Raw genomic sequence first — 25,241 nt, forward strand, 5'->3', positions numbered from 1 at the left:
AAGGCGCTTCCGCTTTTCTGTTTTATCCATTTTTATGGAATACTGCGGTTGAATCTCTCACAATCAATTTGGTAGGAAGGAGGATCTCTTGGATGGGGTCCTCTTTATGATGGATTCGCCACCAAAGCTGCTCCACTGCTTTTTTACCAAAGTACTTTAAATCAATGTCCATGGTCGTAATTTTTGGCGTGGCAATTTGTGATAGCTGGCCGTTATCAAAGTTACAAACCGACACATCCTCAGGAACCTTGTAGCCTTTTTGATGTAATAAGGAAGTAATCAGGAAACCATGGCCATCGTTCACGCAGAACCAGGCACTAGGCTTCGTATCCAGCGCTTCAAAATACTGATTTAATTCCCCTAAATCTTCTTGAGCTTTTGTAAAAATGAACTCATGCTTCGGCTCCAACCCGTAATTTCTAAGTGCAAGTAAATACCCATCTAATCGTTCTTGATAGCTCGGTGAAAAATTCACATCACCGACAAAGCCGATCTCTTGATGGCCTAGTTGGATTAAATGTTCAACTGCCGAGTACGCACCAAAACGATTGTTGGTTAAAATCGCATCCGCCTGCAGGCTTGGTTCATGATGGTCAATGAGAACCGTTGGAATGCCGGTATCAATTACTTTTGCAATATAATCTGTACTGATATGAGATAAAATCAGGATGCCATCGATTTGATGGTTAGAAAGCAGGCTAGGTAAAATTAACTTCTCTTTTGATTCACTATTAATCGATTCAATGAACAAATTCATGCCACGGTTTCTGACTTCTTTTTCCACACTTAAGTAAATTTCGCCAAAGAAGCTTACAAGTGAAAAGGCAAAATCAGAAGCAATCAGGGCTATGTTTTTGGGGGCAGTGGTGTTATCAGGTTGTTTCAGCTTACGGCTGCCTGCATATTGATACCCTAATTCATCTGCCACCTTTTGAACTAGCTGTCTTGTTTCTTCACTAACCCCTGGTTTCCCCGAAAGAGCTTGAGACACTGAGTTCTTCGATATGTTTAGCCGATCGGCTATGTCTTGCATCGAAACCTTTCTTTCCATATTACATTCTCCCTTTATATAGTAACTTTACGTTTTGTTTAATTTGTCATCTGTTGTAACTTCATTGTAACGTTACAGCGTTATTATTGCAATAGAGCTTTATGTAGTGTGTAAGGTAAATTTTTGTAAGGTTTCTGTAAATTTTCACGAAATATTGTTTGACATTACAGGTTTACAGTGTAATAATGTTCTTGTAACGTTAATTACAACATTACAAAATAAGTAATTTACTAGTTTTGTAATGATGAAATCATTTATAGGAAATGAGGGATTACGGCAAGACTGACCTTCCATGACAAATGATTACATGTTTATTGTAAATTTTTTTGCAAGACAATGATAGCGTTATCATACTTTATTTTTCGTAGATTCGTAATCATGTTTTTAACTTCTTCAAATTAAGACAAGATATTAATAATTGGAGGAATTTAGGATGAAAATAAAAAAGGTAGCATCAATCTTATTTGCAGCATCACTGACTGTTTCCGGCCTTGCTGGCTGTTCTACAGGAAACAAGGAGTCGAAAACAGCAGGATCCAAAAGTGGAGTAACAACGATTGAATTCTGGGCCGCACCAAACCCAACGCAACAAGTATATTGGAAGGAAGTTGCTGAAGAATTCACAAAAGAAAATCCTAAAATCAAAGTTAATGTAAGTCCGATGAAGGAAAGTCCAACATCAGAAGCAAGCATCCAATCAGCGATTGCTGGCGGAAGTGCTCCTACCTTATCTGAAAATATTAACCGTGGGTTCGCGGCGCAATTAGCGGATAGTAAAGCGCTAGTTCCACTGGATCAATTAGATGGATGGAAGGAAGTAACTGAAAGCCGTAAGATGGAAAATACAATGAAGGGCTGGGAATTTGCAGACGGTCATCAATATGTATTACCAATCTACTCTAACGCGATGTTATTTGGTTGGAGACTCGACATCTTAAAAGAACTTGGCTTTAACGAAGCACCAAAAACCTACAGCGAAATGTTAGCTGTTGCGAAGAAATTAAAAGAAAAATATCCTGACAAATATGTTTGGGCAAAAGCGGACTTAGCTGACCCAACTGCTTGGAAGAGATGGTTCGACTTCTTCATGCTTTACGATGCAGCGTCAAACGGTAACAAGTTTGTAGAAGGAACAAAGTTCACTGGTGAGGCAAAAGCAGGCGAGCAAGTTCTTTCATTAGTAGATGGTCTTCGTAAAGAGAATGCATTACTTCCGAAGCAAGCAAAAGATCCATTTGAAACAGGATTAGGAATCTTCACTGACATTGGTCCTTGGACGATTCCATACTGGGCAGACAAATTCCCTGATATGAAGTTTAACGAAACTTACACATTAGCATTACCACCGGTTCCAGATGATATGGACCCAGCTAATGCGAAAACATTCGCAGATACAAAAGGTTTAGTCGTATACGCTTCTGCAACGAAAGAACAACAAAAAGCAGCAATGGAATTCATTAAGTGGGTTTATGCAAATCCAGAAAATGATGTGAAATGGCTTGAAAAGACAAGCTTACCACCTGCTCGAGATGACCTAACATCTAATGATGCGTTCAAAGCGTTCTTTGATAAAAACCCAGCATTACAACCATATGCAGCCGCTGTTCCGAATGGAATTCCTTCAATGGATAACGCTAAATATAATGATATTCAAACATTAATTGGCCAACAGGCATTCAATCCAGTAGTAAAGGGTGAAAAAGATCCAAAAACTGCATGGAAGGATATGCAGAAGGCTATTGAGGGGGCTCTTAAGTAATGAGCACGAAACAAGGAAGGTTGGGCTGGCTATTTGCCAGTCCTTATCTTTTATACGCCATTGTTTTCTTTCTAATACCGCTAGTGTGGTCACTATTCCTTTCTTTTACTGATTGGAACTTAATTGCGCCTACGTTCAGTTTCGTAGGATTGGAAAATTATTCGGAGGCTTTTAAAAGTCCAGGGGTGCAATCGGCCTTCTTCGTATCGTTTAAGTTTATGGCCGTGTTTGTCCCATTGGTGATTGCCTCATCGATTATTGTTGCGTTAATTGTTCAAGGATTACCGAAGTTTAAAGGGGTATTCTTAATTGGCTTTTTCCTCCCTTACTTAGCATCAGGGGTTGTTTCCTCGCTAATTGTAAAAGGGCTTCTATCGTATAACAGTCCGGTAAATGAATTTTTACGAGGCTCTTTAGGGTTAGATATTGACTGGCTTGGAAGCCCGTTTGCGGCATTGTTTACGGTTGCCGTCATTATTGCGTGGAAGTTCACTGGTTATTATGCGCTGATTTTAACATCAGGCTTTGAAAGCATTGATAAGGAAGTATATGAAGCAGCCAGTATCGATGGGGTTACCGGCTGGCAGCGTTTTTGGAAGATTACGTTCCCGCTTCTATACCCGGCTTTGTTTACGGTGTTAATTTTATCAATCGGTGTGACGTTCGGTATTTTCACAGAGGTGTACCAGTTAACAGGCGGTGGACCAAACTTTGCAACGAATACATGGCAGATGGAGATTTTTACAAGAGCGTTCTCGAATCTTCAGGCAGGTTATGCTTCTGCTATTGCGATTATTGCTTCTGTTGTCACGTTTATTTCCATTTTTATCATTCGAAAACTTCTAGAAATGTGGGGGAAACGAAATGGATGGAGCTAAGAAAAAGGGAGTATGGTTTCGCTACCTACTTGCGATCGTTCTCTTACTAGTCATGATTTTTCCATACATTTATATGGTACTGAATTCTTTTGCTGATTGGGATCAAGTCGATAAAAAGCTTATTCCCACACAGTTTAGCTTGAAATCGTATGAATGGCTTCTTGGTGGAGGAGAAGCGGTCATTCCAAGACCTTGGGTGAGTGCCTTCTTTAACAGCTTTCTTGTGTCAGCCGGTTCGACTTTCTTGATGATGGTCACTGGGGTCATGGTCGCGTATGCGTTAGCAAAAATTCCTTTTAAGGGAAGAGATACAATTAACAACGTGATTTTGTTCCAAATGTTTTTCCCGGCGATTATTTTGTTAATCCCGACGTTCTTGGTGATTCAACGAATCGGCATGTATGACTCTTACTGGGGCATGATTTTGCCAAAGGCACTGAGCTTATGGGCAGTATTTATGTATACGAACTTCTTTAAGGCAATACCAGATACGTTTATTGAAGCGGCGAAGCTAGATGGGGCGAGTGAGTTACAGATCATGTTCAAAATCGTGTTGCCGATGTCGAAGTCGATTACGACAGTTATTTTCTTGTTCTTGTTCATGGAACGTTGGACAGAGCTTTTATGGGATATGTTAGTGGCGAAGAGCGACAGCATGCTGACACTGAACGTGTTGCTTTCACAAATGTTCGGTCCATACGGCGGCTATCCAGGCCCAATGTATGCAGCATCCGTGTTACTAACGCTTCCGATTATTATCATTTTCTTATTGTTTGCGAAAAAGTTCCAAGAAGGAATGCAGTTTACTCTTAAATAATCGTTTGGACTGGGGAGTTATGGTCGGGATTTGAGGAGTTGGCGGAATAAACTCAGAAGTTGGCGGAATTCTGGCCCAAGTTGGCGGAATAAATGCAAAAACTGGCGGAATTCCAATTCAAGTTGGCGGAATGAATTCAAAAACCGGCGGAATCCCGCATCGCAAAGGAAAATTTAGTTTAAAAAACAGGAAAAAAACTAGTCTCAAAGTCTTCAAAGGTTAGGAGTCCAATCAAATGGTGAAATGGTGGCAAAAGTCGACTTTTTATGAAATCTATATGCCGAGCTTTAAAGACGGAAATGGCGATGGAATGGGGGATTTCTCAGGTATCACCTCCAAGCTCGACTACTTAAAAGAGTTAGGAATTGATGGCCTGTGGCTGACGCCGTTTTATCCGTCGCCCAAAGTGGATAACGGCTATGACATTTCTGATTACCAAAGCATCGATCCGGCGTACGGAACGATGGAAGAGTTTACCCTTTTTATAAAAGAAGCTCATCAGCGCGGCATCAAGGTCATCGCCGATTTGGTTCTGAACCATACCTCTTCAGCACACAAGTGGTTTCAGGAGTCGAAGTCATCAAAGGACCATCCGAAACGCGATTGGTACATTTGGAGAGATGAGCCGAACAACTGGGAATCGTTCTTTGGCGGCACAGCCTGGGAGTATGATGAGGCGACCGAGCAGTATTATTACCATGCGTTTGCGAAGGAACAGGTCGACTTAAACTGGGCGAATCCAGAAGTGAAGGTCGCCATGTTCGATGTGATGAAGTTTTGGCTTGAAAAAGGGGTCGATGGCTTCCGTCTTGATGTCATCAACTTTTTAAAAATCAATGATCAGTTCGTGGACAATCCGTATGATGCTGAGAAGCAAGAACAGGAGCATGTATACGATAAAGACCAAGAAGGAATCCTCGGCATCATCGAGGAGATTGCGGCCTTTGTCCATCAGTATCCGGATACATTCCTTGTAGGCGAGGTGGGGTCTGAAGACCTCGATATCCTCAAGCAGTATTCAGGTCTTGGAAAATTAGATGTGGTGTTCAATTTTAATATCGGAAGTATTGCGGAGTTTAACACAACCAAGCTGTATCAGCAACTCGCGGATACGGAGGCTGCTTATAACGAAACGCAGGTACCGACGCTGTTCTTCGGCAGTCATGATATGTCACGCTTTATTTCACGGTTCGGCGGGGACGAGGACCGGGCCAAGCTCGTTGCAACCCTGATGCTTACCGCAAGAGGGGTACCGTTCATCTATTTCGGTGATGAAATCGGCATGCGCGACTGGATCACCGATGATATCAACAAAATGAAGGATGTGCAAGGGATCATGGGTTACAAGCTGGCACTGGAGGCTGGTAAGTCACATGAAGAGGCCCTTGTCATCGCGAATGACAAATCACGTGACAAATCGCGGACACCGATGCAATGGGATACAAGCGAGTATGTCGGCTTTTCTGAGCAGAAACCATGGATTACCGTTCCGAATAATGCTGCACTAATAAATGTAGAAGAACAGAAGAACAAACCGGAATCGATGCTTTCTTTTTATAAAAGCTTGCTGAAGCTGCGGAAGGAACATGCTGCGCTTACCTTAGGAACCTATGAATCTTTACGGTACGAGGATGGATTGATGACGTTCGTCAGAAGAGATGAATCGGAACGAGTTCTCGTGGCGTTAAATTTTTCAGAGCAGCTGAAAGCCCTTGATGGGCTCACGACAGGAAGCCGTTTGCTGCTGTCTAACAAGCGGACAGCTCTTGATGGAAAAATAAGAATGATTTTGGGCAACGAAGCCATGATTTTAAAGGAGGATCTTGAATAATGACCGTTTTAACGAAAGGGAATGTCAAAACCTGTGAACAGCTGGTAGAGGAGTTTGCGAAAACACCGATGAATCCTGAGAAAATTATCTTCACAGGAGTAGGCGAAAACGATGTGTATAATATTTCTGCGCCATTTGAGGATGAAGGGGAGCTTGTCATTGCGGGTCGCGTAGAGTCACGTGACAGCGAGCATTCAAATGTGTATTTCTTTGTTAATCGCGATGGACAGTGGGTACCGCGTGAAGGTGCACCAGTCCTAGAATTACAGGATCCTTTTTTTACAAAAATTGCAGGGGAACTCGTGCTGGGTGGCGTACAAATTTTTCCACACCCCATCAATAAAGGCGCCCTCGGCTGGCGCACAGTTTTTTATAAAGGTGCCAACATTGCAAGCCTTAAGGAATTTGCCAAAGGACCAGACGGCATGAAGGACCTTCGCTTAATAGAGTTAAAGGACGGAAGTATTGGGGTATTAACGAGACCTCAAGGGGATAAGGGCGGCCGTGGAAAAATTGGTTGGACACGTATTGCTTCATTAGATGAGTTAACCATTGATGTGGTGGAGCAGGCTCCATTATTAGAAGGTCAGTTTATCGAGGAACAGTGGGGCGGAGCGAACGAACCGCACTTGCTGGAGAACGGCCTTGTCGGTGTGTTGGGACACATTGCTTCTTTTGATGAAGAAGGAAACCGTCACTACTATCCAATGGTATTTGCTTTGAACCCAGAAACAGGTGCCATTTCTGACATCGAGTTAATCGCGACAAGAAGTCATTTTCTGCCTGGCCCTGCGAAGCGTCCGGATTTAATTGATGTGGTGTTCAGCGGCGGTCTCGTACGAAAAGCTGATGGAACAGCTGATATATACGCAGGAATCAGTGATGCGGAAGCGCAAAAAATTACGATTATTGATCCGTTTTTACAATACGAAGGTTAAGAGGAGACTATACAAATGAACGTATATAGATATGAACAGAACCCATTAGTAACTCCGGCAGATGTTACGCCACACCGCGAGGATTTCGAAGTCATCGGTGCGTTTAACGCAGGGGTAACCACTTTCAACGATGAAATTATCATGATGCTTCGTGTGGCCGAGCGCCCGATTAGTCACGAACCGAATATCGTGAAGGCGCCGATTTATAATCCACAAACAAATGAGCTTGAAATTATCGAGTTCCGTTTAGATGATTCAACGTATGATTTTTCCGATCCGCGTGTGATTCGTCGAAACGGTGATACGCAAGGGTTTGAGTACCTAACTTCTATCGCATATTTACGTATTGCTCGCAGCAAGGACGGCGGCCATCATTTTACGATTGATGAAAAGCCGTTTGTGTATCCATCCAATGAGTTAGAAACGTTTGGAATTGAGGATCCGCGGATTACGAAAATTGACGATACGTATTATATCTATTTCAGTGCGGTTTCACCGGTGGGTGTAGGGGAATCGATGGTTTCCACGAAGGACTTTGTTACGACTGAGCACCACGGGATGATTTTTGCACCGGAAAATAAAGATGTGTTAATTTTTCCAGAAAAAATCAACGGTAAATATTATGCGATTCACCGACCAGTTCCAAAGAGTGTAGGGATGCCGGAGATGTGGATTGCGGAATCTACGAATCTCATACACTGGGGTAACCACAAGCATTTGCTAGGATTGCGTGAAGGTATGTGGGATAGTGCTCGTATGGGCGGAGGAGCGGTTCCGTTTAAAACGGAAAAGGGCTGGCTCGAGCTTTACCACGGTGCGACGACGGATCATCGCTATTGTATGGGGGCAGTGTTGCTAGATTTAGAGGATCCAACGAAGGTGATTGCTCGCTCGGATCAGCCAATTCTGGAGCCGGAAGCAGAGTATGAGGTTGAAGGATTCTTTGGAAACGTTGTTTTCTCTTGCGGTGCCGTGGTAGAAGGCGATGTCGTTAAAATGTTCTATGGTGTTGCCGACACGTCAATGGCTTGTGCGGAGTTAAATGTACAAGAAATCTTAGATTCATTGACCTATATAAAATAGTTCTTATAGTGCCAAAATTGTTCACACGATTTTGGCCTTTCGTATGTTTTTACCAAGACGAGCTTACAACAAGGCAGGTGAGGTTTCGATGAAACTGAATGACAACTGGAAGATCAAGCATTTTGATATAGGGGCTGCGCGTGACCTGGAGGTCGCTTCGCCTGAGTATATTGATTATTTTTGGATGACAACTGCCGTACCGGGCGACGTCCACTCCACGTTAATTGAACGGAAATTGATTGACGACCCTTTTTACGGCCATAACGACTTAAAATGTCAGTGGGTCGAGGAAAAGGTGTGGTGGTACCGGACTACGTTTGAGCTTCACGACGAAATCCAAAAAGGAGACCGCTATGAACTCATTTTCGACGGCCTCGACACGTTCGCAACTGTGTATCTAAACGGCGTAGAGCTTGGTTCTACCGAGAATATGTTTATCAGCCATACCTTTGAAGTGGCGCGCGAGCTAAAACAAGGGAAAAACGTGTTGGCGGTTCGGTTTGATCCGGTCACAGTAAATGTTAAAGATAAGGTGCAATATTACTGGTCCGGTTTTAGCAAAAAAAGAATTTGGACGCGGAAAGCCCAAAGTCATTATGGCTGGGATTGGGGTCCGCGACTCGTTGCTGCTGGGATTTGGAAGGATGTTCGTTTAGAAAAGCGGTCCACGGCTAAAATTGATCACGTGTTTGCGAGAACCACATCGATTGACGCTGGCAAAGCTACCCTCGAAGTCGATGTGGACATCACCTCGTACGCACGTGAAAAAGAATTTGAGATCCTCATTAGCCTTAACGACGGCGAGGAGAAAATTACTACCAAGAAAGTCAAAGTCAATCGAAAAAAAGCAGTGGCAGTCTTAGAAGTAGCGAATCCAAAGCTATGGTGGACCCATGATATTGGGATGCCGCATCTGTATGAGCTAACCGTTGAGCTACTTGCCGATGGAGCTATCATCGACGAAAAACAAGAAGACATCGGGATTCGTACGATCGAAGTCAGACGAAGAGACGAGAATGGTGAGCCTAGCTTTACCTTCGTTCTAAACGGGGAAAAGATTTTTGCCAAGGGAGCCAACTGGATTCCGATTGATAGTTTCATAGGAGCGGTGCCTGACACCCGCTATAAACACCTGATTAAGATGTCAAAGGATGCAAACATGAACATGCTCCGCGTGTGGGGGGGCGGCATCTATGAAAAAGAGGTGTTCTATGAAGAGTGCAACCGACTGGGAATCTTAGTGTGGCAGGACTTCATGTTCGCTTGTGCGCTTTATCCCGATTACAACAAGAATTTCATGGCGAATGTCCGCGAAGAAATTATCCATGTGGTCAAACGTCTACGCAATCATCCGTGCCTTGCGATTTGGTGCGGCAACAATGAAAATGATTGGCTGTATGAGGCATTAAATTCTTCAGGTGAGATTACGCATCCTTTTTACGGCGAGAAAATCTACCATGAGTTAATGCCGGAATTACTAGAGGAACTCGACCCAACCCGGCTGTTTTGGCCAAGCTCCCCGTTTGGCGGGAATGACCATAACTCGAGGGAAGAGGGAGACACGCATAATTGGCAGGTGTGGCATGGAAATATCGAACCGCGGGTGTTTGGTGAACCGCAGCGTGTCAATTACAGTATTGAAGGTCTTTCTTTTAAAAATTTCAAAACGGACACGACGCTGTTTGCCAGTGAGTTTGGTATGCATGCTTCGTCTAACCGTTATACGCTCGAACGAAACATCCCCAAGGAACAATTCTTCTGGGGAAGTGATGAAATGTCGTACCGGAACAAAGATATTCATCATCCAAAAGGCATATTGTTAATGGAAGGGTACACGGGTGCCCCGAAGGACCTCGATGAGTATATTGCCTTTTCGATGCTGACGCAGGCGGAAGGTTTGAAATTTGGTATTGAGCATTATAGACGCAACAAGCCGCATACAAGTGGTGCATTGTTCTGGCAGCTGAACGATTGCTGGCCGGGGACGAGCTGGTCGGTGATTGATTATTATTTATTGCCAAAGGCTTCCTATCATTATGCGCGGAAATTCTTCAGCCCAATTGTATTAACGCTTGATGTGGTTCCAGGGGAAGACATCAAGGTGTGGGTCGTGAATGACCGGTTAGAAGCCTATATGGATGAAATTGAACTTGCTGTGTACCATTTTAACGGGGAAAAGGTGTTTTCTAAGGAGTGGCAGGTCCGTGTGGAAGCCAATGTGGCGATACAGGTTGCGACAGTCTTAGAACACAAAGCTCTTGGCGGACTGCAGCCGGAAGAGTCTGTGATGGTCATTCGCTCGAAAAATCATAGAGCTGGCGAGAACTACTATTTTTTCCGCGATCAAAAGGATTTGCGATTCGAAGAGGCTGAACTAACGGTTTCCGTCAATCGCGAAACGAACGAGATGACGGTCTCAACGAATACGCTGGCGCGAATGGTCACGATTGAACTCGATCAGGAGCAGCTAGTGATGGAGGACAATTTCTTTGACCTACTGGCGAATGAGTCGCGCACGATTCGAGTTGAGCAGGCACAGGGAAAAGAAATTCCTTGGGAGACTTTACGAGTAAAAGCGATCAATAGCAAGAAAGGATGAGCCAAATGAAGGCAGCGGTATTGCAGGGAACAAAGCAGTTAAAAGTGCTAGAGTGGGAGAATCGACAACCACTCGCCCATGAGGTGGTTGTAAAGGTGAAAAGCTGTGGTATTTGCGGCACGGACCAGCATATCTACCATGGACATCCAGGTTCTGCCGAAGTTCATCCGCCAATTGTGCTTGGACATGAGCTAGCAGGAGAAGTGGTGGAAGTAGGTTCAGAGGTTACTAGTTTACAAGCAGGCGACCGTGTGTCGATTGACCCGAACATTTACTGCGGAACCTGTGAGTACTGCCGCAGTAATCGTGCGCATCTTTGCCAACGACTTCAGGCGGTTGGTGTCACAAGAGATGGCGGCATGGCCGAATATTGTACGGTGCCAAGCGCGAACTGCTATCAGATACCGGATGAAATGACGTTTGAGGAAGCGGCACTTGTTGAGCCGTTAGGCTGTGTACTGCATGGCTTTAGAAAAATAAACCTGTCAACTTTGAGTAGAGTGCTGATTATCGGCGGCGGATTTATTGGCCAGTTGTTTTTGCAATTGGTAAAGCAACAGCATGTTCAGTCGATTGTTGTCAGTGAGCCAGCTGATAATAAAAGAGAGCTTCTGTATCAGCTGGGTGCGGATGAAGTCGTTCAACCGGTGGCTGCTGCGAAGCTTGAAGTAGATGTGGTGATTGAGTGCGTCGGTCGACCAGAGAGCATGGAGCTTGCCGTGAAATCGGCGGCAAAAGGCGGGCAGGTACTACTTTTCGGAGTGGCTGCCCCTGACACAGTGATTTCTGTGTCTCCATTTGAGATTTTTTCAAAAGAACTAACGATCAAGGGCTCGTTTATTAACCCTTATACACACGAAGAAGCGATTAGGTTGATCGCGAAAAAAGTAGTCGATGTGGGCCCGCTCATCTCGCACCGCTTTACAAAGGAAGAACTACCTGCGGCGATGGCAGACTATCCAGCCCTTCGTGTGTCAAAAGGGATCATTAACCATTAGCGCATTAAAGCAGCGGGGGACAGTCCCCCGTTGCTTTAATGCCCCATTGCTTTAAAGGAGATTAAACTATGTTTCAAATTTTTAAATCGTTTTCCACGGAATTAAAGTTCTATTTGCTGATGAATACCTTTTTTTCCTTTGGGGGAGCCTTGTCGGGGGTCTTTCAAAGCGTGTTTCTGTGGAAACTGGATAAAACGTATTCCCTGCTAGCGTACTATAGCTTGTATTGGTCGTTGGCGATCATTGTTTTTTTTGGAGTGTGTGCCTGGATTGCCAGGAAAACAAGTCCGATGATCACGATGCGGTTAGGGTTTGTTTTTTACCTGATCACCTACCTTATAATGCTGGTCTTCCATGATACGTTACGAGATCATATCTTTTTGCTGGGCATGTCCAATGGTTTGGCGATGAGCCTTTACTATGTGGGCGTCCATATGGCCGTGTTAGATTTGACTACGAATGATAAGCGCGATCAATTTTTATATGTGCAAGGGATTTTACTTACGATCGGAGGCGTTATCGCTCCACTTATTGCTGGTGTGTTGATTTCCCAATTCCAAGGTATGGTTGGTTATTATGTAGTTTTTATTGCGACCTGTGTATTCTTCTTCATTTCCTTCTTGGTTTCGTTAAAAGTAAAAGGAAGTCCGGTGACGACAAAGAGTCATTTCTGGGATGTGATCAAGCGACCGTCACCGGAATGGATGAAGATGTACAAGGTCATGTTTGCGGATGGCATCGTTTCTGGTGTCTACACCACCTTTTTGATTACGATGATTACCTTCAAGGTTGCCGGAGGAGAGCTGAGTTTAGGGGTGTATAATACAGCGGCAGAGATTGTCGCGATTGTCGCGTTTTATGTGCTCGCTAAGTTCTCAAATCCGAAATACCGGTTGGTTATTTTTACGATAGGCTCGATCAGTGTATTTTTAAGCTCTGTCTTATTATCCGTATTGCCTGTGCTTTTTTCGTTGGTGGTCTTTGGAATTGTATCTCCTGTTGCGATGAATATGATTAGCACGTCAATGAATGCAATGATATATGAATCAATCGAGAGGGACCCTCATTATAAGGAGCGGCGTTTGGACTATATTATCATCCGCGAAATTCCACTCGGTGTGGGAAGAATCATTGGGGTGTTCTTATTTTTAGCGATGCGGAAGTTCTTTGATTTTGAACAGCTTTTACCCGTATCGTTTAGCCTTTTTCCAATTGTCTATGTCATAATGATACCAGCGCTATATTTTATTTGGAAAAAGCCTAAAAAGGAATCTGTGTTGGGTTCAAATGAATGCTAGGATAAATTTTCACATGGAGGAATTGCTGTATGTTAGGTGCCATTGAAGCAGGCGGAACAAAGTTTGTTTGTGCGGTGGGGGACGAAAAGGGAACGATTGTGGAGCGAATTCAAATCCCGACTACTGTCCCTGAGGAAACTCTGCCACAGGTCAGTGCCTTTTTTGAAAAATATGATGTCGAAGCAATCGGGATTGGTTCGTTTGGACCGATTGATGTGAATGTGGAGAGTCCAACCTACGGGTATATTACGTCTACACCGAAGCCGGGGTGGAAGGATTATCCGTTCGTTCAGAGGATGAAGGAAGCGTTCGGTGTGCCGATTGGATTTAATACGGATGTGAACGCAGCGGCGTTAGGCGAGGCCTCGTTTGGTGCAGCGAAAGGCTTGGACAGCTGTTTGTATATCACGGTTGGCACCGGGATTGGTGCCGGCGCGATTGTCCAGGGGCAGCTTTTACAAGGATGGTCTCATCCGGAGATGGGGCATATTCTGTTACGACGTCATCCGAATGATGCGTTCCAAGGGAAGTGCCCTTATCATGGTGATTGTTTGGAGGGCTTGGCAGCCGGTCCTGCGATTGAAGAACGCTGGGGGGAAAAGGGCGTAAATTTGGTGGACCGTCCAGAGGTTTGGGATCTAGAGGGCTACTATCTGGCACAAGCTCTCATGCAATATATATTGATTCTTTCGCCGAAGAAAATCATCCTCGGCGGGGGAGTGAGCCATCAGGAAGCCGTTTTTGCAGCCATATACAAATATCTGCCAGAACTGTTGAATGATTACGTCGCATTACCAGAGCTATCCGACTACATCGTCCGCCCAGGATTAGGCGATGATGCAGGAATCACCGGGTCATTGATGCTCGCGGATAGAGCAAAATAAGGGGACAGTCCCCCAGCGCTTTAGCGCAGTGGGGGACTGTCCCTCTCTCTCTTTTTTATTGTTGTTTTTTACCAGCCAGTGTTTCATACGCTGCATCGTCCGGTGCATCGCCTTTTGGCCAGTCATAAGCCTTTTTCGCAAAGTCTGGGCGTTGTTGGAGCTTGTTGATGTAGGCCGCGATATTCATTGCTTCTTCATCCGTAAAGGAACCGGCTTCATATCCACCCATTGGTGATTTTGGCATATAGGCTTGGATAAACCCAGCAGCTGTTCGAACCCTTGCCATTCCAGCGCCGATATTGTAGGAATTGTCTCCCCATAACGGGATGCCTAGTGCACCGCCGTCTCCGCCTTCACCATGACAGGTAATACACGCTTTATTGTAAAGCTCTCTGCCAGCTTCAGCATCAACAGTTGTTAAATCGCCTTGAACCTTTTTAAGTGTGGCCCATGGTCTTTCCTTTGTCCCATCTGGAACATTTTGTGAAATAAACGTGTAATACGCAATCATTGCCTTCATTTCTGGACCATCTTTCTTTAGTGGCTTGCCGTTCATGCTTCGAACAAAACATCCGTTAATGCGGTCCTCTAACGTTACCTCTCTACCGGCACGAGGATTATATTGTGGATAGGTTTTGGCCACACCAACTAAATCGAGAGAACCATTCACTCCTCCATTTGCATGACAGCTGGTACAGTTTAATTTATTACCTACATACCCATCTAGAGCACTGCTTGTTTCATTGTGGTATTTTTCCCCTAACTTGATTAAATCGCCTTCTTCTCCATTAGGAACTTCGTCCATGCTTGGTGGTAAATATGGGTGGGTAGGTTCTTGTTCTTCTGTTGTCTGAGTGTCCTCCATACTGGCAGTTGCTGTTTCATTTTCTACAGGATTTGCCTTTACGTACAGGTAGAGGAATGAAAATCCTAACACTAACGTAACGAGGATGGCAGTAATTGAGTAAATGGCTTCCTTCTTATTCATGTTTGTTCTCCTTCCAGGGTGGGAATTCACTATAAAAATTTTGGTTAGATTAATTAATTAAAATTATAGAATAAGAGACGATTCATTTTACCCTCCAAGGTATAAGGTTCAAAAAGTTATCACATTTGTCGACATAAAATGGACACTTGTAGGGGTAAGGGTATATCGGCGTGTTCGACTATTGTAGTAGTTTTTTATAGTTGGTGTTTACCACGGGGTACTGTTTTTGAATCCGTACAAGCACAAAAAAAGCGCTCAAATCTTGATGAGCACTTCATTCTTGTTAAAATTCATAAACTGCTTTGCTATTTAGACAGTGCGTGAGAAAGGTGCCTTCCCACGGCTTCTTTAACTTTTCGAGTTTCTGGCAATAGTCGCTTACTACTTCCCTCTGCCCATCGAAGTCTCTTGCCTCCTGGCTGTAATAAATGATCTCACCATTGAATTGGAATTCCGTAATTTCTCCAGGCTTGTCATCTGTGTTGAAGCGAATAAAGCGAAGAAGGTCGGGTTTTCCATCTTCTACGTTCTTTTTAAACTCGTTAATCCTTGCTCGTTGTTTCGCTTTGATTTGTCCTTGTGGAATATCGCCATTTTTAATGGCTTCTTTCAAACTATAATCCTCTGGAACCTGATTGGTTTTCTTTTCACCAAAGTTCTTCACTTGTGTTTTAAGACTCACACTTTTGTCTGCCGTGACCATTTTGTAACCAAACACGCCGACCACGATTAGCATCGCCATAAAGATAAAACCAAACTTTTTCATTCCAGCCCCTCGTTCCCTGTAGTTTTTCTGCACTTACCCATTAGACGAGGCTACCTAGGGATGGTTTCATTGTGGGGACAGTCCCCCAGCGCTTTAGCGCGGTGGGGGACTGTCCCCATCACGAACAACAGGAAGAGGAACATGGTAACTATATAGGTCCAGTCTGTTGTATGGTCAACGACTTTGAAGTCACTAAAATTGCCAATCTGGCTTTTGAACAGGGATACGCTGTTCCAGCCCCAGTGACAGCCTATGGTGAACCAAAGGGACCGTGTTATTGCAAAGGGGATGGCATAGGTCAGTCCCATGAGAAACAGCATGATCCATTGGGTGTAGCTGTCGCCAATCCGCCAAATGTGATTGAGGACGTAAATGATTGACGAGACGACGACTAGCGTAGGGAGTGACCAATTTTTCGGGAGGTACTTGAACACGTACCCGCGGGTTAAGATATCTTCGCTGGCCGAGGAAAGGAATGTAAGTAAAATGATTCCCACTAAGGGCAGGATGATTTGTTGCAGCGAAAAGGTACCTTCAAATTCAATTTTTCCTGTCCAGACCGAGACGAAAAAGCTTCCGCCGTAAAATAAGACGCCTAACAAATAACCAGTCCATAGATTCATAGATGCCAGTTTGTGTTTGTGCAGCCCAAAGGTGGAGAGTCCCTTTTCACCACGAACTTTTGCCACGATGTGTGCGGTGATAAAGAATAGAATAAAGGAGGCAAACAGTAATATTGGGTTACTACCGACCAGCTCTGATGTATGGTAGACAGCAAACAGGATAAGAAAACCTAATAGATTTTTTAGTATCATCGGTTAAACCTACTTTTTTATGTAGTGCTCCTCGGTGGGAGTCTATTAGAGTTTAACATAATTTACCTAAAAAGGGGACAGTCCCCCACCGCTTTAACGCAGCGGGGGACTGTCCCCAAGAAATATTTTATAAATCAAGCTGTGCTCTCAATATGTTTTGCACTCGCTGTTTTTCTTCTGGTGAAACTAAACCATAGTAGATGCTGTTAATCTTGGTGCCTTCTTCTTTTAGCTCCATCTGCTCAATTGTTGTGTCCTTCACGTCATATCCCTTTTGGATGGCAACGATCTGGTTGAAGGTTAGGTTGGTTTTCACATTTTTCCCTAGAACGTCAAAGATGCCTGCAAAGTTCTTTAAGCTGGATAAGCTCGCACCCTCGTCAATCACGCCCTGAATAATTTCACGCTGTCTCATTTGACGGCCAAAATCACCTCTAGGGTCTTCATGCCTCATTCGTGTATAGCTCAAGGCCTTTTCGCCGTTTAGCTTCAATTTCCCTTCCGCAAAATGGAAGCCATCCTGAGTGAAGTCTAAATCATTGTTTACCGTCACACCGCCAACCGCGTCCACCATATCCTTAAAGCCTTCCATATTCACCTGGATATAGTAATCAATCGGAATATTAAGGAAATCCTCAACCGTATTCATCGCCATTGGGACGCCGCCGAAAGCGTAAGCATGGTTAATCTTATCCTCTTTCCCTTTTCCAATAATCTCCGTACGTGTGTCACGCGGGATGCTCAGCATTTTTACCGTATGATTCTTAGGGTTAACCGTCAACACAATCATCGTATCCGAGCGGCCTTTATCTCCTTCGCGCTCATCCACACCCAGCATTAAAACGGAAAAAGGATCCTTTTCCGCCACCGCCACAGGCTCCTCGCGCTTATCAGAAGTTCGATCAACTGCTTGATGCATTGAATCAATCGCGTTATTTAAAGATTTATATACAGAGTAAGCGTACACGCCTCCGCCAATTCCCATAGCTAGAAGGATGGTGCCTGTCACTTTTACCCATTTTCTCAATTTTCTTTTCTTTTTTCGAGCTCTCATAAAAGCAGAACCTCCTAAAAACTAACAAATAAGTTACAATCGTTATCTATGTTAACAAAAAATTAGATTAAGAGGTATGTAAAAAATATGGAAATGATAGAGTGGAGGCATCAAGGACTATGACTAGCTATTCAAACTTCTGCCATTTTCTTGCTATAATGACAGATAGATATAGTGAAAATTGGAGAGGGGCTCCCCATCTTATGAAAATTAAAGTCATAATTGCGGACGATAACTCATTTATTCGAGAAGGGTTAAAAATCATTCTATCTACCTATGCAGAATTTGACGTTTTGGATACCGTGAGTGATGGAAAAGAAGCCGTGGAATACTGTCAAACGCATGAGGTCGATGTTGCTTTATTAGATGTCCGTATGCCGAATATGAACGGAGTGGAAGCCACCAAGCTTCTGACTGAAAGGACGAAAACAAAGCCCATCATCCTCACCACCTTTGATGACGATGAATACATAATGGATGCGATTAAAAACGGTGCGAAAGGCTATTTATTGAAAAATAATGATCCTGAACAAATTCGTGATGCAATCAAAAGTGTGTATAAAGGAAACAGCATTATTCAAGACGTGATTTTAGAGAAGCTCAAATCGAATCTCGGCGCCGGCACGAAACCGTCCGACACCAAACTGGACCTCACCCTTTTTACCGAAAGAGAGCGGGACATTATGTCGTTGATTGCCAAAGGGTATTCCAACAAAGCGATCTCTAAGGACTTGTTTATTTCTGAAGGAACTGTCGCCAATTACATTACTTCAATCCTAAATAAAACTGGTCTCGAGCACCGTACCCAAATCGCTATTTACTACCTCACGGGGAAAGTGGAATAAGATGGAGCTTTGGATGATTTTTACAAAGCTAATCCTCTTGGTATATATCGCGTTTACCTGTATTCGCGGAGAGGTCAGTCACATTTCGTGGGTGGTCCTTGTCTTTTTGCTTTATTTTTGTCTCAATATCACGATGTATATCTTTAAAAATCACACCGTTAAACGGGTGTTGCTGATGCTCACTATCTCTCTCTCGGTCACGGCCTGCATCCTTGTTCAGCCGTTGTTTTGTTTGGTATTGCCGCTAGCAATCATTGAATTGGCTGGAGAATTTGTGCATAGCCGTCTTACTCTATTGATTCTATCCGAGGTTCCTATTCTTTACATAAAGGTCGAGCTTCAGCCCATTTACGGGTTGGCGGCCACTCTTTGTTTTTTGATTTTCACCATGACTCAACTGTATCATGATAAGCTCGAAAAAAATGAAGCCCAGATTGATACGATGCGCAAGACGCTCCACAGGTTAACGAAGAATATTAATGAAAACACGGAATATATCCGACAGTCGGAGTACACGTTTAAGTTAGAGGAGCGGAATCGAATTTCACAGGAGATTCACGATAAAATCGGTCACTCGATGACCGGGGCTCTTTTTCAAATGGAAGCGGCCAAACGCTTGATGGAGACCGACCAGCAAAAAGCCACTGAACTCCTGCAAAACGCCATCAACATCTCCAAGGAGGGGATTGAAAAGATTCGGATGACGTTAAAAAATATGAAGCCCCCAACCGAGCAGGTGGGAATTAACCGGATGAAGCTCTTAATCGACGATTTCAACTCCAAGCAATCCATCAAAACCGTCCTTACCTACGAAGGCAATTTAGATCACATCACGCCGATTCAGTGGAAAATTATCCATGAGAATGTCACGGAGGCATTAACGAATGCCATGAAGTATTCTGGGGCCACGCTTATTTCGGTGGATGTCAAAGTGCTAAACAAAATCATTCGCGTCGAAGTGAAGGACAATGGAGTTGGAACGGAAATGATCAAGAAGGGCCTTGGGATTATTGGGATGGAAGAGCGGACGGCTACTGTGAACGGCAAAATCATCGTGGACAGTACGCATGGATTTTCGGTCACCACCTTGTTGCCAATCGCATCAACATGAGGTTTTTACACAAAACCGGGTTGCCAATCACATCGCCATGAAGTTTTTCACACAAGACAATGTTGCCCAAGCCGTCACCATGACCATCTCACACGAAAAACATGAAGATTCTCATGTGAAAAGAATGAACGATTGCACTTATGCAGGTTCATTCTTTTTTTTATACTTGAACTATACAAGGGAACAGGGGTGAACACGATGAACGTGTTGGAAATTAGAAACTTAACAAAGAAATTCAGTGATTTTATCGCTGTCGATCATATGAGCTTATCCGTCAAAGAGGGAGAAATCTTTGGGTTCCTCGGATCCAATGGAGCCGGGAAAAGTACGACGATTAACATGATTGCCGGCCTCTTGCGCAGCAACGAGGGGACGATTACGATTCTGGGCAAGGATACGGTGAAGCACAGCCGTTACGCTAAAATGAACATCGGAATGGTGCCGCAGGACCTTGCCATTTACGAGGACATGACGGCCTATGAGAATGTGAAATTCTTCGCCGGACTGTACGGTTTACGCGGGGCCGAGTTAAAGGAACGGGTCGAGGAAGCCTTAGAATTTGTCGGACTACAAGATCGCCATAAGAGTTATCCGAAAAGTTTTTCCGGCGGGATGAAACGGCGGTTAAATATTGCCTGTGCCATTGCTCATCGACCAAAGCTGATTATAATGGATGAGCCGACGGTCGGAATCGACCCGCAATCGCGGAATTATATCCTCAATTCGGTTCGGAAGCTAAATGAGATGGGCTGTACGATCATTTACACCAGCCACTATATGGAGGAAGTAGAGGAAATCTGCACGCAGATTGCTATTATTGACCATGGAAAAATCATTGCGGAAGGCACGAAGGAACAGCTGAAATCGATCATCACCAATACAAAGGATTTATGGATAGAGGTCAAATCAACGGAACACGTGAACGTTCAGGCCATTAAGGAAATCAAAGGGGTCGAAGCCGTTACGGTGGACGAAAACTTTATCAAAATTAACTCGGATTCAGGTGTGAACAACTTAAATCAAATCATGGAACACTTTATGAGTCAGCACATCGAAATCCGTTCATTGCAGGAAAAGGCGCCAAACCTAGAAACCGTCTTTTTAACGTTAACAGGCAGGAATTTACGGGACCAATAAGGAAAGGGAGGGACGGCCATGAACATTTTCAGTATTGCTTGGAAGGAAATCAAATCAGATTTCCGTGACAGAAGAACCTTGTTTTTTATGCTCCTCTTTCCGATTGTCTTGATGCTTGTACTGGGTACGGCTTTGTCTAACACGTTTACGACCAGTATTCCTGTGGATGATCTCAACGTGATATACACGGATACAACAAAGGGAGAGAACTTTCAGTCGTTTGTTACGGAGGTCAAAAAGTCGGGTGTTCATTTTAAAAAATCCACCGATGAAACCAAGGCGAAAAAAGACGTACAGCAAAGTAAAGTGGATGGCTATGTCAAGGTATCAGATAAGGGAGTGCAGCTGTATCTCAATAATGGCAACAGCATCGAAGCAAACATCCTTCAAGGCATGCTGTCCGCTTATGTGAATCAATACAATATTGCCACTGAAATCATGAAGACGGCACCGGATAAAATGGCAGCAGCGTTTTCTCGCGACAGCCAGGCGAATTTTATCAAAGAAACCTCGCTTCAACCGGATAAACAGCCGAGTTCGATGGACTATTACGCCATTGTGATTACCACGATGATCATCCTGTACGGAGCGATGTCCTCCAGTTCGTTAATTGTGGAAGAACGAGTGAGAGGGACGGCCAATCGTCTAATTGCCTCTCCGATTAGAAAAAGTGATATTTTTATCGGAAAAGTACTTGGAAGTCTTGTGAGCAGTAGTCTATCTGCCTTGCTGGTGGTTCAGCTGAGCAAGCTGTTATTCCATGCGAATTGGGGCGATCATGAAGGAATGGTCTACCTGGTTCTTTTGACAGAGATTATTTTTGCGGTGAGCTTAGGGATTGGGATCAGCTTTTTAGCAAAAACACATGCCACTCCAAAAGTGATCATTACACTTGTTGCTCAGTTATCCTCCTTCTTTGGCGGATCCTATTTTAGGATTGTAAATCCTGAGGGTTTCTTCAAATTTATTACGGAGCTTTCTCCCCTTACTTGGATGAACAACGGGTTAATGAAATTAATTTATGCGAATGACCTTTCTGCGGCCATCCCTGCAATCACAATCAACTTGGCTGGGTCACTCCTCTTTTTACTAGTAGCGGTTATCTCTTTAAAACGACGGGAGGGGCTATAAATGAAGGATATCCTCTGGTTAATTCAAAACACATTAAGTATGACGTTTCGTAAACGAAAAAATGTCATCATGTTCTTGTTAATGCCGTTGGTGGGGATTTTCATTGCCCTTCTTGCTTATGGCGGAAACCAAACACCGACCCTAACGGTAGGCGTCGTAAATCAAGACAAGGGTCTGGTCACGGACGATACGATCCAATTCCTCAAAGGGTCAGAAAATGTGAAGGTGTCCGAGGTGGAGGCTACAGAGGGGAAGGAGCAGATTACGTCCGGCAAGCTGGACTCTGTGATTACCTTTGAAAAAGGATTCTCAGCAAGCGTACTCAAGGGTTCGCCTGACCATATTGAGATTAGCTCCATCAAAGGGGCTGCGGTGACAGGATTCGTGAAATCCTATTTATATCAATATATCAATAATTTAGCAACGATCAGTCGTGCGGCGGACGGAAATCAGCCGATGTTCGAACAAATGTTGAAGGACTATCAGCAAAGCGGATATAAGCTTGCGACCCATTCGGTTGAAGATGCTTCAAAAAATAAGCTTATGACCAACCAAGCGATTGGGTTCCTGATTATGATCATGATGATGTCAGCGGTTAATCTATCTGAGATCATTTTGTTGGAAAAAGAACAGCGGACGTATTACCGTTTATTATCGACACCGATCAATGCGAGGAAGTATTTATTAGCGAATGTGATTGTGAATATGATTGTGATGACGATCCAGGTGTTAATCACGTTAACCATTATGAGAACGGTCTTTGATATGGGCGTGAATGTGTCCTTTTGGGAAGCGGCGTTTGTTATGATCCTGTTTTCCTTGATTTCGGTCGGCTTGTCATTAGTGATTATTTCTTTCGCCAACAACCGAAGTGCGGCGGGCGCTTTGCAAAACTTAGTGATCACTCCAACTGTCATGCTGTCTGGCTGCTTCTGGCCAGTTGAAGTCATGCCGAAATCGTTGCAAAAAATCGCAGAATTCCTGCCGCAGCGCTGGACATTAGACACGCTTACTAAATTGCAGGAAGGAAGCACCTTCAGCGGCCTGTACCTACACTACATCATCCTATTCTCCTTTGCAACGGCCTTCTTCCTCATCGCCGTGTATCGGTTCAGCAGAAATAACACGACACAGAACTTTATCTAAAAGAGCGGGGACAGTCCCCCACTGCGCTAAAGCGCTGGGGGACTGTCCCCAAAAATATTTTTAGACACCCTAAATAGTTGATTTGATAATAATGGAAACACTTACAATGGTAGAATACTATTTTTTGATGATTGACAAGATAAAAATAGATTAGTAATATCAAAAATGTTAAAAAAAACTAATAATTCTTATCGAGAGTGACCGAGGGACTTGGCCCTATGACGTCCGGCAACCCCCTAACTGGGAAGGTGCCAATTCCAGCAGAATGAACTTCATTCTGAAAGATAAGCTTGAAATAATCGTTTGTATTTCGATGCTCCTTTCAGATGAAAGGGGCATTTTTTTATAGAGAAAACCAACTAGTCACACCTTATTAATTGGACAAATAAACATTATTTTAGAATAGCGCTTATAGAAAATGAGGTCATACATATGATTGAGATTCGTCAGCTTACAAAGGAATATAAAACGAAAAATGGCACGGTAAAGGGAGTGGATGACGTTTCCTTAACAGTTCAACGAGGCGAAATTTATGGCATCGTCGGCTATTCTGGTGCCGGGAAAAGCTCGTTGCTACGTTGCATCAACCTATTGGAGCGGCCCACTTCAGGCAGCATTACTGTCGAAGGAACAGACCTTACTTCCTTAAAAGGAGAAAAGCTCCGCTTAGCCCGGTTAAAGATCGGTATGATCTTTCAGCACTTTTACCTCATCAGTCAGAAGACAGTGTATGAGAACATTGCCTTTTCGCTGAAAGCGGCCAACTATCCAAAGAGCCAAATCAGTGAGCGTGTCATGGAATTGCTAGAAACGGTGGGACTTGCGGATAAGCGCGACGTGTACCCAGCCCAGCTAAGTGGAGGGCAAAAGCAACGGGTCGGAATCGCAAGGGCACTCGCCAACAATCCAACGGTTTTATTGTGTGACGAGGCAACCTCCGCCCTTGACCCAACCACAACCAAGTCGATCTTGAATTTATTAAAAAAGATCAACAGGGAGCTTAACATTACAATTATTTTGATCACACATGAGATGGATGTAGTCAAAGAAATTTGCCACCGGATGGCGATTATGCAAAACGGCAAGGTCATTGAAGAGGGTTCGGTCTATGACATCTTCGCCAATCCTCAAGCGGAACTTACCAAAGAGTTTATTGATAGCGTGGTATCTTTTGATATTCCGGAATCGATCCTGGCTAGCTGTGAAGGGCCGATCATCAAGGTGTTGTTTAAAGGGAAGGTCGCCGGAGAGGGGGTCATTTCCGATATGCTGCAGAAATTCAGCGTAAAAGGGAATTTCCTGCATGGTTCGATTGAATATATTCAGGAACTGCCTTTGGGTATTTTCATTATGGAACTGAAGGGTGAGAAGGAAGAAGTGTCATCGGCACTTCAATACATCGAGGACCGGGCAGCGCAAGTGGAGGTGTTACATAATGGGCTTTGATTTTCAGCATCTAGTGGAATTAATTCCAGATATCAATACCGCTTTTATGCAAACAATTTATATGATTGTGATTTCCTTAGCAATTGCCATCGTCATTGGCCTGCCAGTGGGAATCCTGTTATTTGTCACTGACAAGGGTTTGTTTTTACAAAATCGCTTCATCCAAATAACCATGGGATTCTTGGTTAACTTAATCCGGTCCATTCCTTTTATTATTTTGCTGGTTGCATTGATTCCATTAACCGATTTCATCGTAGGTTCCACTATTGGACCCACTGCAGCAAGTGTATCGCTATCAGTCGCGGCGATTCCGTTCTTTGCCCGTATCGTCGAATCAGCATTAAGGGAAATTGATAAGGGGGTCATCGAAGCAGCGATTGCAGTTGGAGCGACGCCAACTATGATTATAAAAGATGTTCTGCTCCTTGAAGCGAGATCAGGAATCATCTCTGGTATTACGTTGACCCTCATTAGTTTAATTGGATTCTCGGCGATGGCTGGTACAGTCGGCGGAGGCGGAATTGGTGATTTAGCGATTCGCTTTGGGTATTACCGCTATGACAATACCATCATGATTGCCACTGTTGTTATATTAATAGTTTTAGTTCAGGTAATTCAGCTTCTTGGTGATTACATTGCCAAAGTTGTCGATAAAAGAAGATAAAG

22 protein-coding genes and 1 riboswitch are annotated in these 25,241 nt (G+C 43.9%); of the genes, 17 read left to right on the top strand and 5 right to left on the bottom strand.

Annotated elements, in window-relative coordinates; all coding sequences use genetic code 11:
- Positions 1-22 precede the first annotated feature (22 nt).
- Complete coding sequence (locus ABES03_RS13845; RefSeq protein ID WP_430117842.1) at positions 23-1,051, bottom strand: LacI family DNA-binding transcriptional regulator; 1,029 nt, start codon at positions 1,049-1,051, stop codon at positions 23-25.
- A 433-nt stretch (positions 1,052-1,484) separates the two neighbouring features.
- Between ABES03_RS13845 and ABES03_RS13850 the strand changes: the two genes are divergently transcribed.
- From ABES03_RS13850 to ABES03_RS13895, 10 genes are all read left to right on the top strand, one after another.
- Complete coding sequence (locus tag ABES03_RS13850) at positions 1,485-2,810, top strand: extracellular solute-binding protein (RefSeq protein WP_430117843.1); 1,326 nt, start codon at positions 1,485-1,487, stop codon at positions 2,808-2,810.
- Positions 2,810-3,688 (top strand): carbohydrate ABC transporter permease, encoded by an 879-nt coding sequence (locus ABES03_RS13855; protein WP_430117844.1) that lies wholly within the window; start codon positions 2,810-2,812, stop codon positions 3,686-3,688. Before ABES03_RS13850 ends, ABES03_RS13855 begins: the two co-directional genes overlap by 1 nt.
- The gene (locus tag ABES03_RS13860) at positions 3,675-4,505 is read left to right on the top strand and encodes a carbohydrate ABC transporter permease (protein ID WP_430117845.1); all 831 of its coding nucleotides are present in this window, start codon (positions 3,675-3,677) and stop codon (positions 4,503-4,505) included. Before ABES03_RS13855 ends, ABES03_RS13860 begins: the two co-directional genes overlap by 14 nt.
- A gap of 235 nt (positions 4,506-4,740) precedes the next feature.
- Complete coding sequence (locus ABES03_RS13865; protein WP_430117846.1) at positions 4,741-6,336, top strand: alpha-glucosidase; 1,596 nt, start codon at positions 4,741-4,743, stop codon at positions 6,334-6,336.
- Positions 6,336-7,274: an MTP-1 family protein gene (locus ABES03_RS13870; protein ID WP_430117847.1), complete on the top strand. Its 939-nt coding sequence runs from the start codon at positions 6,336-6,338 to the stop codon at positions 7,272-7,274. Before ABES03_RS13865 ends, ABES03_RS13870 begins: the two co-directional genes overlap by 1 nt.
- Positions 7,275-7,289: 15 nt before the next feature.
- Positions 7,290-8,357: a BtaManbiosPhlase gene (locus tag ABES03_RS13875; protein WP_430117848.1), complete on the top strand. Its 1,068-nt coding sequence runs from the start codon at positions 7,290-7,292 to the stop codon at positions 8,355-8,357.
- An 88-nt stretch (positions 8,358-8,445) separates the two neighbouring features.
- Positions 8,446-10,956 carry a beta-mannosidase gene (locus tag ABES03_RS13880; RefSeq protein ID WP_430117849.1) on the top strand — a complete coding sequence of 837 codons (2,511 nt, stop codon included), beginning with the start codon at positions 8,446-8,448 and terminating at the stop codon, positions 10,954-10,956.
- A gap of 5 nt (positions 10,957-10,961) precedes the next feature.
- Complete coding sequence (locus ABES03_RS13885) at positions 10,962-11,954, top strand: zinc-dependent alcohol dehydrogenase family protein (protein ID WP_430117850.1); 993 nt, start codon at positions 10,962-10,964, stop codon at positions 11,952-11,954.
- 68 nt (positions 11,955-12,022) lie between these two features.
- Positions 12,023-13,252, top strand: coding sequence for an MFS transporter (locus ABES03_RS13890; RefSeq protein WP_430117851.1), 1,230 nt, complete (start codon positions 12,023-12,025; stop codon positions 13,250-13,252).
- Between the two features lie 29 nt (positions 13,253-13,281).
- Positions 13,282-14,136, top strand: a complete 855-nt coding sequence (locus tag ABES03_RS13895; RefSeq protein WP_430117852.1) for an ROK family protein — start codon at positions 13,282-13,284, stop codon at positions 14,134-14,136.
- A gap of 55 nt (positions 14,137-14,191) precedes the next feature.
- Here the strand turns inward: ABES03_RS13895 and ABES03_RS13900 are convergent, their stop codons facing one another.
- The 4 genes from ABES03_RS13900 to ABES03_RS13915 form a co-directional block, all read right to left on the bottom strand.
- The gene (locus tag ABES03_RS13900) at positions 14,192-15,124 is read right to left on the bottom strand and encodes a c-type cytochrome (RefSeq protein ID WP_430117853.1); all 933 of its coding nucleotides are present in this window, start codon (positions 15,122-15,124) and stop codon (positions 14,192-14,194) included.
- A 283-nt stretch (positions 15,125-15,407) separates the two neighbouring features.
- Entirely contained in the window at positions 15,408-15,890 is a 483-nt protein-coding gene (locus ABES03_RS13905; RefSeq protein WP_430117854.1) for a hypothetical protein, read from the bottom strand.
- A gap of 50 nt (positions 15,891-15,940) precedes the next feature.
- Positions 15,941-16,705: a CPBP family intramembrane glutamic endopeptidase gene (locus tag ABES03_RS13910; protein ID WP_430117855.1), complete on the bottom strand. Its 765-nt coding sequence runs from the start codon at positions 16,703-16,705 to the stop codon at positions 15,941-15,943.
- A 127-nt stretch (positions 16,706-16,832) separates the two neighbouring features.
- Positions 16,833-17,759 (bottom strand): LytR family transcriptional regulator, encoded by a 927-nt coding sequence (locus ABES03_RS13915; RefSeq protein ID WP_430117856.1) that lies wholly within the window; start codon positions 17,757-17,759, stop codon positions 16,833-16,835.
- Positions 17,760-17,962: 203 nt separating this feature from the next.
- Between ABES03_RS13915 and ABES03_RS13920 the strand changes: the two genes are divergently transcribed.
- From ABES03_RS13920 to ABES03_RS13950, 7 genes are all read left to right on the top strand, one after another.
- Complete coding sequence (locus ABES03_RS13920) at positions 17,963-18,604, top strand: response regulator (RefSeq protein ID WP_430117857.1); 642 nt, start codon at positions 17,963-17,965, stop codon at positions 18,602-18,604.
- A 1-nt stretch (position 18,605) separates the two neighbouring features.
- Positions 18,606-19,715 (top strand): sensor histidine kinase, encoded by a 1,110-nt coding sequence (locus ABES03_RS13925; RefSeq protein WP_430117858.1) that lies wholly within the window; start codon positions 18,606-18,608, stop codon positions 19,713-19,715.
- 198 nt (positions 19,716-19,913) lie between these two features.
- The gene (locus tag ABES03_RS13930; protein WP_430117859.1) at positions 19,914-20,852 is read left to right on the top strand and encodes an ABC transporter ATP-binding protein; all 939 of its coding nucleotides are present in this window, start codon (positions 19,914-19,916) and stop codon (positions 20,850-20,852) included.
- Between the two features lie 18 nt (positions 20,853-20,870).
- Entirely contained in the window at positions 20,871-21,983 is a 1,113-nt protein-coding gene (locus tag ABES03_RS13935; protein WP_430117860.1) for an ABC transporter permease, read from the top strand.
- The gene (locus ABES03_RS13940; RefSeq protein ID WP_430117861.1) at positions 21,984-23,129 is read left to right on the top strand and encodes an ABC transporter permease; all 1,146 of its coding nucleotides are present in this window, start codon (positions 21,984-21,986) and stop codon (positions 23,127-23,129) included. It begins immediately after the preceding gene.
- A gap of 185 nt (positions 23,130-23,314) precedes the next feature.
- A riboswitch (SAM riboswitch) is annotated at positions 23,315-23,420 on the top strand.
- Between the two features lie 141 nt (positions 23,421-23,561).
- Entirely contained in the window at positions 23,562-24,575 is a 1,014-nt protein-coding gene (locus tag ABES03_RS13945) for a methionine ABC transporter ATP-binding protein (protein ID WP_430117862.1), read from the top strand.
- Positions 24,565-25,239, top strand: a complete 675-nt coding sequence (locus ABES03_RS13950) for a methionine ABC transporter permease (RefSeq protein ID WP_430117863.1) — start codon at positions 24,565-24,567, stop codon at positions 25,237-25,239. Before ABES03_RS13945 ends, ABES03_RS13950 begins: the two co-directional genes overlap by 11 nt.
- Positions 25,240-25,241 lie beyond the last annotated feature (2 nt).

The organism is Neobacillus rhizosphaerae, from assembly GCF_050477885.1.
In the GTDB taxonomy this organism is placed as follows: Bacteria; Bacillota; Bacilli; order Bacillales; family Cytobacillaceae; genus Neobacillus; species Neobacillus rhizosphaerae_A.

Excerpts from the sequence above, each read along its gene's own strand:
- ABES03_RS13845 (WP_430117842.1), bottom strand. The coding sequence starts at position 1,051 with ATGGAAAGAAAGGTTTCGATGCAAGACATAGCCGATCGGCTAAACATA.
- ABES03_RS13850 (WP_430117843.1), top strand. The coding sequence starts at position 1,485 with ATGAAAATAAAAAAGGTAGCATCAATCTTATTTGCAGCATCACTGACT.
- ABES03_RS13855 (WP_430117844.1), top strand. The coding sequence starts at position 2,810 with ATGAGCACGAAACAAGGAAGGTTGGGCTGGCTATTTGCCAGTCCTTAT.
- ABES03_RS13860 (WP_430117845.1), top strand. The coding sequence starts at position 3,675 with ATGGATGGAGCTAAGAAAAAGGGAGTATGGTTTCGCTACCTACTTGCG.
- ABES03_RS13865 (WP_430117846.1), top strand. The coding sequence starts at position 4,741 with ATGGTGAAATGGTGGCAAAAGTCGACTTTTTATGAAATCTATATGCCG.
- ABES03_RS13870 (WP_430117847.1), top strand. The coding sequence starts at position 6,336 with ATGACCGTTTTAACGAAAGGGAATGTCAAAACCTGTGAACAGCTGGTA.
- ABES03_RS13875 (WP_430117848.1), top strand. The coding sequence starts at position 7,290 with ATGAACGTATATAGATATGAACAGAACCCATTAGTAACTCCGGCAGAT.
- ABES03_RS13880 (WP_430117849.1), top strand. The coding sequence starts at position 8,446 with ATGAAACTGAATGACAACTGGAAGATCAAGCATTTTGATATAGGGGCT.
- ABES03_RS13885 (WP_430117850.1), top strand. The coding sequence starts at position 10,962 with ATGAAGGCAGCGGTATTGCAGGGAACAAAGCAGTTAAAAGTGCTAGAG.
- ABES03_RS13890 (WP_430117851.1), top strand. The coding sequence starts at position 12,023 with ATGTTTCAAATTTTTAAATCGTTTTCCACGGAATTAAAGTTCTATTTG.
- ABES03_RS13895 (WP_430117852.1), top strand. The coding sequence starts at position 13,282 with ATGTTAGGTGCCATTGAAGCAGGCGGAACAAAGTTTGTTTGTGCGGTG.
- ABES03_RS13900 (WP_430117853.1), bottom strand. The coding sequence starts at position 15,124 with ATGAATAAGAAGGAAGCCATTTACTCAATTACTGCCATCCTCGTTACG.
- ABES03_RS13905 (WP_430117854.1), bottom strand. The coding sequence starts at position 15,890 with ATGAAAAAGTTTGGTTTTATCTTTATGGCGATGCTAATCGTGGTCGGC.
- ABES03_RS13910 (WP_430117855.1), bottom strand. The coding sequence starts at position 16,705 with ATGATACTAAAAAATCTATTAGGTTTTCTTATCCTGTTTGCTGTCTAC.
- ABES03_RS13915 (WP_430117856.1), bottom strand. The coding sequence starts at position 17,759 with ATGAGAGCTCGAAAAAAGAAAAGAAAATTGAGAAAATGGGTAAAAGTG.
- ABES03_RS13920 (WP_430117857.1), top strand. The coding sequence starts at position 17,963 with ATGAAAATTAAAGTCATAATTGCGGACGATAACTCATTTATTCGAGAA.
- ABES03_RS13925 (WP_430117858.1), top strand. The coding sequence starts at position 18,606 with ATGGAGCTTTGGATGATTTTTACAAAGCTAATCCTCTTGGTATATATC.
- ABES03_RS13930 (WP_430117859.1), top strand. The coding sequence starts at position 19,914 with ATGAACGTGTTGGAAATTAGAAACTTAACAAAGAAATTCAGTGATTTT.
- ABES03_RS13935 (WP_430117860.1), top strand. The coding sequence starts at position 20,871 with ATGAACATTTTCAGTATTGCTTGGAAGGAAATCAAATCAGATTTCCGT.
- ABES03_RS13940 (WP_430117861.1), top strand. The coding sequence starts at position 21,984 with ATGAAGGATATCCTCTGGTTAATTCAAAACACATTAAGTATGACGTTT.
- ABES03_RS13945 (WP_430117862.1), top strand. The coding sequence starts at position 23,562 with ATGATTGAGATTCGTCAGCTTACAAAGGAATATAAAACGAAAAATGGC.
- ABES03_RS13950 (WP_430117863.1), top strand. The coding sequence starts at position 24,565 with ATGGGCTTTGATTTTCAGCATCTAGTGGAATTAATTCCAGATATCAAT.